The following is a 14,309-nucleotide window of genomic DNA, read 5'->3' as shown; positions in this document are numbered from 1 at the left end:
TGGTAATTCCCAATTTGCGCATAAAAATAGAGAAGGTGATGTCAAATTCGACATCACCTTCTCTATTAAAGACTGGAATTTCTACTTATGTCCCAGCCTCTTTTTCTTTTTCTAGATCCTACTTTGAATCCAATTATATTACAAGACTCTATTATTAACAAATTATTTTACAAAAAAATAAGTATAAATACTTATTTGTACAACAAAAGACGTTACCAGAATCTTCCCTATAAAGACAGGTCTTCTAATAACGTCATTTTGCTATGTGTAATTGATTATTTTGAATCTACTAAGGTACTATAGCGCATCAATAATCTTTTGATAAATCGGAATCATATGCGCTTCCTTACAATAAACCGCAATTTCATCTAGTGGAATCCACGCTACATCACTGTTTTCCCCTTCACAGACGACAAGATGCGCGCGATCATCCGCTTCGACTAAATAGGTCACATTCATATGAAGATGCTCAGACACATACTTGCCCTTCTTCACATGCCCAAGCACCGTTAGCTGTTCAATCGAAATCGGCTCTTCACTCACTGCAACAGCATCCACCCCTGTTTCTTCCTTCACTTCACGAAGTGCAACGGCTAAAAAATCACTTTCCCCGTCCGCATGACCACCAGTCCAAGCCCATGAGTCATAAATATTGTGATACGCCATTAGCACATGTGTACGCGCTTTATTAACGACAAATGCCGATACGGTCATATGTGCAATCGGATTTTCACGTGTTAGTACATCATCGAAATGGTCAAAGGCATAGCGAAATGCTGCTAAATCGCGTGTTTCCTGTTCATTTTTTGGTTGATATTGTAATAATTGCTGTTGCCAAGTCATCATTAAAAACCCCTTATAGATAAGATACCTTCATGATAGCATAGTCGAATTCATTATATTTATATAAATTAAACGCTAGAAAAGTTCCTCTAAAAAGTAGGTCTTTAGGGTAAAATCGTGAACTTTATGATTTTTATTATGTTTATTAATTTATTCATTTTTATCGGTTTTTTTACATTTATACGCTTTATTCAACAAGAAAAACATTTTGAAATATGTATTTATTAGTTTCATTTAACTAAAAAAAGAATAAAAATTAAGCATTTAGTAATATTTTTATAATTTTCTATTTATTTATTAATTGAAAGCGCATACACTACTGGAAAGATATTTCACAATACGTTCACATTTAAATAAGGGGGCAACACATATGAATTTAGCAATCTTAGGATTTATTATGATGATCGTTTTTATGGCGCTCATTATGACGAAAAAAATGAGTGCATTAATGGCACTGATTATTATCCCAACTGTATTTGCGCTAATCGGGGGATTTTACGCAAATCTAGGGGAGAATATGTTAGAAGGAATTTCACAGGTCGCACCAACAGGGATTATGCTCGTATTCGCGATTCTTTACTTCAGTGTCATGATTGACGCTGGATTATTCGACCCGGTAGTTGACCGTATCGTTAAAGTCGCAAAGGGTGACCCATTAAAAATTACGATTGGTACCGTAATACTTGCCTCAATGGTGGCATTAGATGGCGATGGTACAACCACCTTCATTATTACAGTTACGGCAATGATGCCGCTTTATAAACGTGTTGGCATGAATTTATACATTCTAGCATTACTTGCGATTCTTTCAATTGGTGTTATGAATATGACGCCTTGGGGTGGACCAACAGCACGTGCGATTTCAGCATTACATTTAACAACAGAGGAAGTCTTCACACCGATTATTCCCGTGATGGCCATGGGGATTGTCTTTGCGATTTTAGTAGCGATCTACTTCGGCTTTAAGGAACGTAAACGACTAGGCGGTATTATTGACATTGGAGAAATCACAGCGCAACATGTTGATATTAGTGAGAAAGAAAAAGCATTACGTCGCCCGAAATTAGTCATCGTCAATGCCTTATTAACAATTTTATTATTAGTTGCGTTGATTCTTGGCTGGCTACCTTCTGCCGTATTATTCATGCTAGCCTTTGCGATAGCAATGGTCATTAACTATCCGCATATCCCAACACAGCAGCAACTTGTAAAAGACCATGGCGGTAACGTATTAGCAACCGTTTCACTTGTATTCGCATCCGGTATTTTCACAGGCGTTCTTGGCGGTACAGGCATGGTAGATGCCATGGCCAACTCATTAGTGCAAATCATTCCCGAATCAATGGGCACACATTTCGCACTGATTGCCTCATTCCTAAGTATGCCATTTACGTACTTCATGGCGAATGACCCGTACTACTACGGTGTGCTACCTATCTTGGCTGAATCTGCAGCGCATTACGGTGTTCCTGCCGCAGAAATGGCCCGCGCAAGTATTATTGGGCAGCCAGTTCATATTTTAAGCCCGCTTTATGCAGCTGGGTACTTATTAGTAGGTATGCTTGATATTGACTACGGTCAAAACCAACGCTTCGCTTTAAAATGGGCAATTGGCTCGTCATTATTTATGATTGTCTTCGCGTTAATCTTTGGTGTTATTTCGTTTTAATACAAAAAGCAGGAAGTCCTATATTCGGGCTTCCTGCTTTTTTCTATTAATGCACTAAACGCTCGATTTCTCGCTTAGCTGCCATCACGTCTGATGTTAGCTGCTCTAAATCAACGTCGTCAAAGCGCACTTCTGGAATGATAACGGAAATAGATGCGACGGGACGCGTGCTTGAATCGGTCTGAATTGGTGCACTAACCGAGCATGCACCAAAAATACGCTCTTTTCGTGACACCGCATAGCCTTTGGCACGAATATCAGCTAATTCCGCAAGTAGCTGCGCACGGTCCACTACGGTGTTTTCTGTAATCATTTCAAATTTCACTTCATCTAAGTAGTCAGTGATTTCCTCATCTGGTAAAAAAGCTAATAGCGATTTTGCCGATGCCCCTGCATAGAGAGGAGAAGTATCGCCAACATGATTGCGCGCTGTTAATAAATGCGTGCTATCAAAATTGACGATACAACGGCGCTCATTGCCGTCTAAAATACTCATCGACACACTTTCATTATACTTGTCATTTAATTGCTTCAGCGCGGGCTTCGCGAGTGATAGAAGACTTGATTCCTGCTCAACTAGCTTGCCTAAATAAAATAGCGACAAACCAAGGCGGTACAGCTTCGTGCGCTCATCACGAATAAGGAAGCCTTCATATACAAGTGTTGCTACAAAACGCTGTAAACTTGAAACGCCGATACCGGTTTTCTTATGAAGATCCGTCAGCGACAACTTCGGCTCTTCACGCGTAAAGGAACGTAAAATTTTAGCTGTTTTTTGAACGGTATTCATTAAATAGTTCTTCTCTAATTTCTCTTGATTCATGCCATTCCCTCCTACCAAGTATCGTACCAAAATTCGGCCGTAGCGACTATCCTTTTGGCTGTTTCACATATAAATGACTATGCTCACCTAATACCGGTGGTGCAAGCTCATACTCAATGCCAAGTGACGAATGTTGAAGCGGATTTTTCACAAAACGCACAGGCCCATATGCTGGATGCTCGATTTCACCGATTAAATCACGCGCCATGACTTGTGGCTGCTCAAGCGCTTCTGTAATCGAATTTACACGACCACCTGGAATTTTATGCTCCTGTAAAATTGCAATCCATTCATCGCGTGTTTTCGCCGCAATAATTGGCGTCAGTAAACGAACGAGTTCATCTTCATTTGCTTTCCGCTTCGCGTTATCCGAAAATCGTTCATCTGTCATCCATTCTGGGCGCCCAATCGCCTGACAGAACTTCTTATATTGCCCCTCGGTGCCAACACAGAACATCAGCGGGCCGTCCGCACAGTCAAACACCTGATACGGCGCAACATTATTATGACGATTGCCTAATCGCTTCGACACGAAATCTGCATTTAAATATGCACTCGATACATTCGCTAGGCTACTCACCTGTACATCAAGGAGTGATAAGTCGATATATTGCCCCTCTCCTGTAAAATCACGCTGACGAAGAGCTGCTAAAATACCAATCACCACAAAATGAGACGTTAAAATATCCGCTGTTGGTACACCAACCTTTGTTGCCACACCATCCGGCTCCCCTGTAACATCCATCAAGCCGCTCATTGCCTGAATCACTGGGTCAAAGCCTGGTTCAAATGCGAGTGGTCCCGTTTGACCAAAACCCGTCACCGAACAATGAATGATTTGTGGATTAACGGCCTTTAGTTGCGCGTAGTCTAGCCCCATCCGTTTTAAATCACCCGTTTTGAAGTTATCGACAACAATATCAGATTCGCGCACAAGCTCTAAAAATTCTTCATGATCTGCCTCGTCCTTTAAATCGAGAAGAATCGATTTTTTATTACGATTTGCACATAAATAATACGTGCTTTGTCCCCCTGCATATGGTCCCCAGCCACGCGTACTATCCGAGCCTCCAGGTTGCTCGACACGAATCACCTCCGCACCTAAATCCCCTAACATCATCGTTCCTGCTGGCGCTGCATATACACGCGACAAATCTAATACACGAATATTTTCTAACGGTCTCATTCGCCTTCACCCCTTTCTATTACTTAAAATTCGGTTTTCGTTTCTCTAATACGGCTTGTACACCTTCTTTATAATCTGCAAGCTCCGTCACAATGCCCATCTGTGATGAAATATAATCAAGAGACGAGCGCAGTGACATCGTTTGTGACTGGTACACCGCACGTTTTACCATACGCACGACCTCTGCCGGGCTGTTCGCGATTTTTTCTGCATAGCTTTGCGTAAAGGACGTAAGCTCATCCTCAGGCACCACATATGTGACAAGCCCCATTTCCTTCGCCTCTGCTGTATCAAGTACACGCGCCGTCCATAGCATATCAAGCGCCTTATCCACACCAACAATACGCGGTAGGAAATACGCGCCACCATCACCCGGTACGATGCCGACTTTAATATAGCTCTCTGAGAACTTTGCTGTATCTGCCGCAATCCGAATATCGCACATAAGCGCCATATCAAGCCCTGCCCCCATCGCATAGCCATGCATCTGCGCAATGACCGGCTTATCGATTTCTTCTAATAGAAGTGGAATGCGCTGGATACGCTTCCAAAGTGAGTTTTTACGTGCAAGCGCTGTCGATGAGATGTCCTCACTACTTTCAAAGAAGCCCTTGCCAGCTGTCATCGCTTTAATGTCGCCGCCCGCACAAAACGCTTTGCCGTTCCCTTTTAAAATGACCACGCGAATTTCATCATTATCACGCACCTCTTCTAGCGCCTGAATCCATTTCATAACCATTTCCTCGCTAAACGCATTTAAGCTATCTGGACGATTCAATGTAATCGTCGCGATACGATTTTCAATTTCAAATAATAAATCTGCCATTTAAATCCCTCCTAGACGTTTTGTGTTTGCTTTGACGCGGTTAATGCTGTCCAAATATCCGTTGTACTCGCTAATACTTCTTGAACAAGCTCCTTTTTCCAGTAATCCGCTTTTACGAGCTCATCACGCCATGACCAAATGCGACGTGTATATTGATTTAAACTATGCTCATCCGTTACGCCAATTGCGGCATGTACTTGATGCGCAGAAGCTGCAATCACGCGGTTTGCATCCTCTAGACGTAGACGTGCGTAGCCAATATCATTCGTTTCAAGCGCTTCAAGTGTCGCTAAAATATTTTCTGCTGCAACATTCATAATCGCCTGTTCCCCTGCCATTAACGCAAGATGCTGCTGCACTAATTGGAAGCGATGAATTGGACGACCAAACTGCTCGCGCTCCTTACTAAAGCGAACCGTTAAGTCAAAGGCCTTGTCAATCGCTCCCGATGTTTTAATCAGTGTTGCAGCTGTAATAAGCTTTATTAATTGTTTATATGTCGCATTATCTAAAGCGACCTCGATGGCAGGTGCAGTCGTCACTTCCACCGTATCACGTGGCTCCGAAGCAATATTTGTCGTTTCTTTTACACGAGCATCCGCAAGGGGGTACACAATAAGTTTTTCAGGCGTTACAACAACGACCTGCTCTGCATGACGCGCCCATGGAACAAATGGTAATGTCGCCTCAACACTTGATGCTATATGAAGCGTTGTCAGTGTTTGCTGCGCCACTTCACCGACTTCATTTAATAAAACATTCGCTAATGTATGCTCCACAAATGGGATGGGTGCTGCGTATTTACCGATTAGTTGATACACCGCAAATAAATCCTCTTTATCGCCACCTGCACCGTCCTGGTCCTCAGGCACAGCGATATTGATCATGCCGTTTTCTTCTAGTAGACGCCATAAATCCTCGCCCCACTGGCCTTGCTCTAATACATCGACATCCTCTTTTTCCACTTTATCCTTTAGCATCTTTTCAACAACTTCTAGTAGCATCTCTTTCATTTCGCTCATTGTGCAATAACCCCTTTCGCAATAATGCCGTATAAGATTTCTGACGTACCACCACGAATTGTAAATCCTGGTGAATGCAAGATTGACTGTGCAAGTAAACGATTGATTTTATCCTCCGCATCTAGTCGTGGATAAACATCTAATAATAAGCGCACAATTTCAGGCACTTTCTGCTCGAATTTCGTGCCGACACTTTTCACAAGCGCTGCCGGAATACTTACTTCGCCTTCCTCCTCTAACACTTTTGCAACACCAATCGATAAATTACGTAGGCTCCACACTTCTGCGACTAATTTCACCGCTTCCGCTAAGCCACGCTCATCTCCTTGGCGCTTCAGCTCTTCAATTGCTTCATTTAATAGCGGGAATGTACTTAAAATACGCTCTGGACCACTGCGTTCAAAGGCAAGTTCTGCTAAGCCCTGCTTCCAGCCATTTCCTAACGTACCAACGACGCGGTCATCTGGCACAAAGACATTATCAAAGAACACGTCATTGAAATGATGCTCCCCTGTTAAATAGCTAATCGGTGTAATTGTCACACCTGGCGCATGTAAATCGATAATTAATTGGCTCAAATTTTCATGCTTTTTCTCTGGGTTATACGCACCTGTACGCACAAGTGTAATCATATAGTGCGCATCATGCGCATTACTTGTCCATGTTTTCGCACCATTCACAAGCCACCCGCCGTCTACCTTTTCAGCTCGCGTACGGACGGATGCCAAGTCAGACCCACTGTTTGGCTCACTCAGACCAATGGCGAAGTAGCATTCACCCGCCACAATTTTTGGTAGGAAATATTGCTTTTGCTCCTCTGTACCAAAACGCAGTAAAAGCGGGCCTGTTTGTCGATCCGCAATCCAGTGTGCCGCAACCGGTGCACCAGCTGCTAAAAATTCTTCCGTTAAAATATAACGATCGATCGAGCTACGTGCCTGACCGCCATATTCTTTCGGCCATGTTAAGCCGATTAAATTTTCGTCGCCCACTATTTTTGAAAAGCTCGGCTCACTCCCGCTTAACCAAGAATCACATTTCGTTTGGAACGTCCCAGCCTCGATATGTTGTTGTAAAAACGCACGCACTTCCTGTCTAAATTGCTCTTGCTCTGCAGTAAATTGCACTGTAGGTAAATTCATTGAATATCCTCCTTTTACGCATATACGGTAATTACTTGTTTATATTAGTATCTTATTACGCGTTTTTAGAATTGTCAATATTTTCTACAAATTGTTTTCTTTTTTCTATATCATGTTATTTTTATATAAAAATATTATGAAAAAAGAAATTTTTTGGCATAAAAAAAGAAGCATTGCCCTACAGGAGCCCTGCTTCTCTTCCTTATTTCACTTGCTGATACCACTCAAAAACGCGCTGCAACCGTTCAAATGCTTCATCAAATTGCGGACCAATAATTGAAATTTGTGCCAAGCCCTGCTTTTTTAAATAGCCGCTTTCATCATGTAGTAGTAGGCCATTTAATCGCGCAATTTCCAAAAACTCTGTTGGTAGCTGATAACTCACAATCATTGGATATCCCTGTTCATCACTTAATTTATAGCGTGCAAAGGCAGATTGCTCGAGCGTTTTAAAACGGGTATTCAGCACATCAAATCGTGCCGGATAATGCGCAAGTACCTCCACAACATTTGCTACTAAATACGCTGGTAATGTAAACGGTAGCTTCTGCTGCTGATAATGTACTAAATTACTATACAGCGGTGCATCATTTTTAGTAAAGTGTTCATTTGAAAAAACAAACGCTAAGCCACTTAGCGCACCAATTGCTTTGCCGCTCACCGCTGTTGCTAATAAGCAACGGGATATATCCATAGGTGTTGCGCCAATGCTACTAATGCCATCGATGCAAATGTGAATATCGATATCTGCTAGTGCTTCAATCAAATCGCCATTCCAGACACCTGTCGACGTTTCACCTTGTACGAATACAAGCCATGAGTACGATTTTGCTATAATATTTTGTCGTATTTTCTGAGCATCAAAAGCCGCTCCCCAGGCAACTTGATGGCTATCGAAATTTAATCCCCAATGCATGGCTTGCTTTTGTAGACGTTCGCCAAATTCTCCATTCGCCAAAATCAGCCCGCGTTGTGCCCCAACGACTGCTTTTAATTGTCCGAGCATGACATCATTTGCTAGTGTCCCACTACCAACGAGCGTGCTAACATGGCGTGCATTTGTTAAGGTGCAGAGCTTTTTTTGCATCTTTGCATACAGTTCTTGAAAGGCGAGCGAACGATGTGACAGCGCACTATGCGTTAGTTGCGTTTGTGCAACAGGCCCCGGATAGAAATTCATTGGCTCAAGACGAATTTGTTGCTGCATTTGCAGGCAATTTGCACGCGTTAAAATCATCGGAATAAAGGCCGCATCCGCTGTACCAGTGGCTTCTGAAAATGCTTCAAAGCCAATGCGACGATACAATTTTTCTTCTCTTGTCACACCTGAAATAACCGCCGCCGAATAGCCTCTATCATAAACATATGTATAAATGGCTTGTGCCAATTTTTGAAACACACGACCGTTACGGTAAGCTTTTCGAATAGCTAATAAACGAATTTCACATAAATGTGACGTATCATATGCCGCAAGTAACGCTTCAACTGGTCCTCCCACCTTGCCGTCTACCGAAAATGGACGCTTATCTCGAAATGCTAGCATGCCAATTAATTGCTGCTCTTTATAAACGACTACATACGTATTTTCATTATGAAAACGGTCCACAAGACGGCGCTCTGTATTCGTTTCATGCTGAGGAATTTCTTCTACAAATGTTTCATAATTTAGAACCGCAATTTCATCAAACTCTGCTGCTGTCGTTGCTATTTTACAAAAATACATCATTAACGCCACCTTTCTTGAATATTTGTGCGATGCTTAAGGAGGACTGCGGCTAATGCGAGGAGGAGCACACTGTATGCTGGATAAAAAATGAGAATTCCAGCGATTAGAGCAAGCACACTAATGACAAATCCAAGTGTTAAACTACGTGTCAGTAAATAGCCGATGCCAATCATAACGAGGACGCCGATCAATAACAGCGGCTCTAAAACGACAAGTCCTCCTAATAATGTCGCGACACCTTTTCCTCCGTGGAAGCGGAGCCAAAATGGATATAAATGGCCTAGTAAGCCACATGTAAGGCCCAGTGCCGCTATATAATCTGGAAACCCAAGTACGTGCGCTACCACCACGATGATGACGCCCTTTAACACATCGCCCGCTGCTGTCCACACAAAGGCCATCTTCCCAAGCGTCCGTCCCGCATTACGCGCACCTAAATTTCCACTATGCTCATTTGCTAATGAAACGCCGTACCATTTTCCAACAAGTGTGGCCGTCATACACGTTCCCAGCAAATAGCTACACATACTATAAATAATCACAAGCATCTTTACGCCTCCCTTTTATGTCCATTCCCTTTCTATACAAAAAATCTCGTAGAAAATGTTTCTTTTGATGAATTCGTCTTAAAACACATCTACCACCATATTAGTAGATGAATACATAATTAAGATACTACTTGGCTACGAGCGTTTGTTCTTGGTAAAATATTCAAAAAGAGAGATAATCCTATTATATACGAGGTGCAGAAAATGCAAAAATATGAATTAACGAAAAAACAAATTTTTGAGTATGCTAATACGCTTGAGTTAGCCTTTTTTGATGGTGTAACACCAGAATTAATAGCCGCCTTTGAAAAAACCATCGGATTTGAAATCAAAGGAAGCTACAAACAGTTTCTTTTAGACTTTGGCTTTCTCTCTTTCGGTTCCCTCGAAATATTTGGTATACCTCACAAAGAGATTTTGAAGCAGAACGAGGACGATACGAATGCTTTAACACAGACATTAGCTAGTCGAAAAGAAATCAATTTGAGTGAAAATCTCTTAATTATTTATAACTTCGGCAATGGTGAATTATATTGCCTTGATTTATCTGAAGCAGTTCCTAAAGTCGTCGTCATCTGGGATGCTGAAGCAGAAAACAATGCGCACCCTCCAATTACAGAAGTAATAGCGGACTCATTCGAAGATTTTTTTGAGGAATATGTCAATGCGGAAATGACCGATTTTGAAGAGGAAGAATAGCTACTTCATCCCTTCTTAGAAAGACGGAAATTTTAAAAAACCAAATCAGCCGAACTTTGTAATTAACCTTCCTACACTTTCATGAATTGTATTACTAACTAGAAAAGCCAATATGATAAACTATACTACATATTCTATTTAACGTAGATTCCAATTCATTTTGTTGCGATTGAACGGTTTTTCTTTGATAGTAAGCTTCTACACAAAGATAGAAAAAAGCAGACATGTTATGAAAATTATCGTATTTGGCGCAACTGGTGGCGTGGGCCAACAGGTTGTAAAACAAGCATTAAAAAAAGGCATCAAGGTGACTGCCTTTGTACGCACACCCTCAAAGATTGCATTGGTAGATGAGGCGTTAGAAATTATCCAGGGCGATGCCTTCAATAAGGAAGAAGTCGCTGCCGCCATTGCAGGGCATGATGCTGTCGTGTCATGCTTAGGCTCAAGTCAGGGCATGAAAAAATCAACGGAGCTTGAAGAGATGACGAAAAATATTGTAGATGGCATGCAGGCACATCATGTTAAACGCATTGTCTACACAGCTTCTGCAGGAATTAATAAAGAGATTCCTGGCATTAGCGGAAAAATCGTCATGAAATTACTTAAAAATGCGCTGACAGATCCCCGCCATGCGGTTGACTATATTGAAGCACATGGATTAAACTTTACGATTGCTAGACCGATGAGTTTAACGAACGATATCTTCACAGGAACATACAGAGAATCAAAAGCATTTGTGCCCGAAAAAGCAAGTAGAATTTCGCGCGCTGACGTAGCACACTTTATTGTGAAAACGCATCTATCGGTATTTCTAAATAAAGTCTAAAACACCTATCCATCACTTACATTCAGTTTCTATGAAATCAAAAAACCGCCCCAATACGGAGCGGTTTTTGTTTTATTTTTTATAAGAAAATTAGTTATAATACAAGTTTTCAGTTGGATAAACTGGATCATTCGTAAGATCAATTCCAAGTTTCTTAATCGTTTGTTCGTTTTCTGTATTCAAGATAACAGTAGAGTGCGCTTGTGTATCTTTTAAATTTGGTAATTGCTTATGAGCCAACTCAGAAGTAGGGTTCGTCACCGCACTAATTGCTAATGCAATCAATACTTCGTTGGCACTTAATGTTGGGATACGGCTATTTAAGTCATCCGTTTTTAAGCGTTGAATTGTTTGCAAAATCATCGGTGATAACAAATCGATTTCATCGGCAATATTCGCTAATTTCTTTAAGCCATTTAAAATCGCAGCTGCTGAAGCATCCATCAGATTTGTCGTTCTACCTGTAATCATTTCACCATTTGTCAGTTCAATTGCAATGACAGCTGGCGAATTCGTGCTGTCTGTGCTCTCTTCAATTGTTTTCGCATACTTACGCGCTGGCAATACAGGTGCACGGTCTTCTTTCTTTAAGTTGCTCTCTTCTAAAATCACTTGCATGCGACGCATACTATCTTCGTCAGCAAGTCCTTTTTTATAGTCGTTTTCAACGCGGAAACTACGACGAATGATTTCTTGTTTGGCCGCTTCTTGAACAATCGCATCATCTGTGATACCTGATTTCAAGCGGTTAACACCCATATCAGTAGGTGAAAGATACACAGACTCTTTACCTGTGATTTTTTCAATAATACGTTTGATAACAGGGAATGTTTCCATATCACGATTGTAATTGACTGCTACTTTTCCGTACGCTTCATAGTGATAATTATCAATCATGTTGACGTCTTTCAAATCGATTGTAGCTGCTTCATACGCAATGTTTACTGGGTGTTTTAATGGTAAGTTCCAAACAGGGAATGTTTCAAACTTCGCATAGCCGACTTTATTGCCTAGTTTATTCTCGTGGTACATTTGGTTAAGACATGTTGCAAGCTTACCGCTAGATGGCCCTGGTGCTGTCACGACAACAATTGATTTTGTTGTTTTAATATAAGGATTTTTCGCAAAACCATCCTCGCCCATAACCGCGTCCACATTTGTAGGATAGCCTTCGATTGCAGTATGTGTGTAGACGTTAATACCGCTTCTTTCAAGCTTTGTCATAAATACTTTAGCTGTTGGCTGTCCTTGGTAACGAGTCACCAATACACTATTGACAGAAATCCCACGTGATCTGTATTCATCGATTAAACGTAGGACATCTTGGTCATACGTAATCCCGTAATCTTCACGGACTTTATTGCGCTCGATGTCTCCAGCGTACACACAAATAATAATTTCAGCGTTATCTTTTAGTGTATCTAATAATTTAATTTTGGCATCTTCATCAAATCCAGGTAAGACACGCTTAGCATGTTTATCCCCGATTAGTTTCCCACCAAATTCCAAGTAAAGTTTATCATACTGCTCTACACGCTCTAAGATATAGGCAGATTGTTCTTGTAAATATTTGTCTGAATCAAATCCAATTTTCTTCATTTATTTCCGCTCACTTTCTACACGTAAAACTATCTCTTAAACCGATAGATGAAAACACCTTAAGAGAGAACATTAATTAAAATATATCCTTTATCATTTTGAACTACCCATCATTAAAAATCAATGGTTTTTGAACGTTGTTAGAATAATCATTGCTTTCTCCGTAGTGTTTCTTGTTGAGAACAAAACTCTACCTACCGACAACATGTTTTCTTATATATTTTAATAAATTTCAATTTAACTAAAAAACCCACGAATCATTGATTTAACAACGGTCGTGAATTTTTTGGCTAGTCTGTCATTTTAAGAACGTTTGTCTATAGCTGTATAGTCTATAACTTCATTCCAATGAATGAGCTACGAGTTTTCCTAACTTTGATTTAGGAACATTACTTGTATATCGTTATACTATTTTAGTAATAAGTTTAAACTTCGGCTTAAAATCAATTTCAAACGTTTGTAGGCGTTCATCATCTTCAATTGTCAGCATAATACTAGATACATCTTTTTTATCATTGATAATTTCAAAACGATCTACATTTTTTAACTCTAAATATGTAATTAAATTCTTTGTGTCATGATTCGTTACTTGAATTTTCACTTCACTACAAGATGGCTGCAACGTTACAATAAAGTCTTCAAAGCCATTTGAAAATTCATAGGTTGCTTCATTATAAAAAAATACCATTGTGTCGGATGGTGTATCTAAAAAAGTCGGCTCACATTCAAACAATGCTAATAGCTCATGTTCTTCTGGAAATTCTTGCATTAATATCTCCTCACTTTCACATCTTACTGTACCAGCATCCTATACTTAAATACAAAACAAGGTTCATAAGTGCTCATAATACGTTTTCTTACATACTTTGATGAATCGCACTCTTAACTAATACAAGCAATGATTCATGCTGCATGGCTTTTGTATAGGTTCAAACTTTTATTCAGAAATGTTATTTATATTTTTTACACTATGGCTCTACATTAACTAAATACTATCTAACAGTTTAGTTAATTTAATTAATGCATCATGTACTTCATATTTTAGTTGTTGTTCTGATATTTCGAATGGCGTCTCTTGTCCTGGAAGACATTCATGACAGTAGCAGTCTGCTGATTCAAATACTCCGTTAAGAATCTCAAATAAAGACTCATCCATGCAGTCGTTACCTTCTTTAAATTTTTTAAGATATTGTGTTTGAAATTCATTTGCAGACATTCTCTCTTCTAAAAAATCTACTATCAATTTCTTGTATTTGTTTACGTTCATTATAATCCCTCTCAATAAATAGAATTAAGAATATTATACCCTGATTGCACGTCCACATAAATTCAGTTCATGTTTCAGATAAAAAAACGAATTCTAAGGTCAGTTACTTTTAATTTTATTAAACCTACCC

At 40.3% G+C, this 14,309-nt stretch carries 14 protein-coding genes; 3 read left to right on the top strand and 11 right to left on the bottom strand.

What is annotated here, in order from left to right; all coding sequences use genetic code 11:
• Positions 1 to 297: 297 nt before the first annotated feature.
• Positions 298 to 846, bottom strand: coding sequence for an NUDIX hydrolase (locus ACFSY7_RS05710; RefSeq protein ID WP_233600545.1), 549 nt, complete (start codon positions 844 to 846; stop codon positions 298 to 300).
• Between the two features lie 367 nt (positions 847 to 1,213).
• On the opposite strand from ACFSY7_RS05710, the gene ACFSY7_RS05705 reads away from it, so the two are divergent.
• Positions 1,214 to 2,512, top strand: a complete 1,299-nt coding sequence (locus ACFSY7_RS05705; RefSeq protein WP_126990324.1) for a CitMHS family transporter — start codon at positions 1,214 to 1,216, stop codon at positions 2,510 to 2,512.
• Between the two features lie 46 nt (positions 2,513 to 2,558).
• Here ACFSY7_RS05705 and ACFSY7_RS05700 read toward each other — a convergent pair whose 3' ends face one another.
• The 7 genes from ACFSY7_RS05700 to ACFSY7_RS05670 form a co-directional block, all read right to left on the bottom strand.
• Positions 2,559 to 3,335, bottom strand: a complete 777-nt coding sequence (locus ACFSY7_RS05700; protein WP_126990325.1) for an IclR family transcriptional regulator — start codon at positions 3,333 to 3,335, stop codon at positions 2,559 to 2,561.
• Between the two features lie 46 nt (positions 3,336 to 3,381).
• Positions 3,382 to 4,521, bottom strand: coding sequence for a CaiB/BaiF CoA transferase family protein (locus ACFSY7_RS05695; RefSeq protein ID WP_380147171.1), 1,140 nt, complete (start codon positions 4,519 to 4,521; stop codon positions 3,382 to 3,384).
• 19 nt (positions 4,522 to 4,540) lie between these two features.
• The gene (locus tag ACFSY7_RS05690; RefSeq protein WP_380147169.1) at positions 4,541 to 5,347 is read right to left on the bottom strand and encodes an enoyl-CoA hydratase/isomerase family protein; all 807 of its coding nucleotides are present in this window, start codon (positions 5,345 to 5,347) and stop codon (positions 4,541 to 4,543) included.
• A gap of 11 nt (positions 5,348 to 5,358) precedes the next feature.
• Positions 5,359 to 6,369 (bottom strand): acyl-CoA dehydrogenase family protein, encoded by a 1,011-nt coding sequence (locus tag ACFSY7_RS05685; protein ID WP_380147167.1) that lies wholly within the window; start codon positions 6,367 to 6,369, stop codon positions 5,359 to 5,361.
• A complete protein-coding gene (locus tag ACFSY7_RS05680) occupies positions 6,366 to 7,511 on the bottom strand; it encodes an acyl-CoA dehydrogenase family protein (protein WP_126990329.1) in 1,146 nt (381 codons plus the stop codon). The genes ACFSY7_RS05685 and ACFSY7_RS05680 overlap by 4 nt, the downstream gene beginning before the upstream one ends.
• 202 nt (positions 7,512 to 7,713) lie before the next feature.
• Positions 7,714 to 9,234, bottom strand: a complete 1,521-nt coding sequence (locus ACFSY7_RS05675) for a GNAT family N-acetyltransferase (RefSeq protein ID WP_380147166.1) — start codon at positions 9,232 to 9,234, stop codon at positions 7,714 to 7,716.
• Between the two features lie 2 nt (positions 9,235 to 9,236).
• Positions 9,237 to 9,785: a glycerol-3-phosphate acyltransferase gene (locus tag ACFSY7_RS05670; RefSeq protein WP_380147165.1), complete on the bottom strand. Its 549-nt coding sequence runs from the start codon at positions 9,783 to 9,785 to the stop codon at positions 9,237 to 9,239.
• 204 nt (positions 9,786 to 9,989) lie between these two features.
• On the opposite strand from ACFSY7_RS05670, the gene ACFSY7_RS05665 reads away from it, so the two are divergent.
• Positions 9,990 to 10,484, top strand: a complete 495-nt coding sequence (locus tag ACFSY7_RS05665) for an SMI1/KNR4 family protein (protein WP_380147164.1) — start codon at positions 9,990 to 9,992, stop codon at positions 10,482 to 10,484.
• A gap of 229 nt (positions 10,485 to 10,713) precedes the next feature.
• Positions 10,714 to 11,313: an NAD(P)-dependent oxidoreductase gene (locus ACFSY7_RS05660; protein ID WP_380147163.1), complete on the top strand. Its 600-nt coding sequence runs from the start codon at positions 10,714 to 10,716 to the stop codon at positions 11,311 to 11,313.
• Between the two features lie 90 nt (positions 11,314 to 11,403).
• On the opposite strand, the gene ACFSY7_RS05655 is transcribed toward ACFSY7_RS05660, so the two are convergent.
• The 3 genes from ACFSY7_RS05655 to ACFSY7_RS05645 all read right to left on the bottom strand — a co-directional run bounded on the left by ACFSY7_RS05655 (position 11,404) and on the right by ACFSY7_RS05645 (position 14,179).
• Complete coding sequence (locus ACFSY7_RS05655; RefSeq protein WP_126990334.1) at positions 11,404 to 12,912, bottom strand: DUF1846 domain-containing protein; 1,509 nt, start codon at positions 12,910 to 12,912, stop codon at positions 11,404 to 11,406.
• 403 nt (positions 12,913 to 13,315) lie between these two features.
• On the bottom strand, positions 13,316 to 13,681 hold the full coding sequence (locus ACFSY7_RS05650; protein ID WP_380147162.1) for a hypothetical protein: 366 nt from the start codon (positions 13,679 to 13,681) through the stop codon (positions 13,316 to 13,318).
• Between the two features lie 216 nt (positions 13,682 to 13,897).
• Complete coding sequence (locus ACFSY7_RS05645; protein ID WP_380147161.1) at positions 13,898 to 14,179, bottom strand: colicin immunity domain-containing protein; 282 nt, start codon at positions 14,177 to 14,179, stop codon at positions 13,898 to 13,900.
• Between the last annotated feature and the right edge of the window lie 130 nt (positions 14,180 to 14,309).

Source organism: Kurthia populi (genome assembly GCF_042686175.1).
Taxonomy (GTDB): domain Bacteria; phylum Bacillota; class Bacilli; order Bacillales_A; family Planococcaceae; genus Kurthia; species Kurthia populi.
The sequence above is the reverse complement of the archived record's forward strand: the minus strand, read 5'-3'. Positions and strand labels throughout refer to the sequence as shown.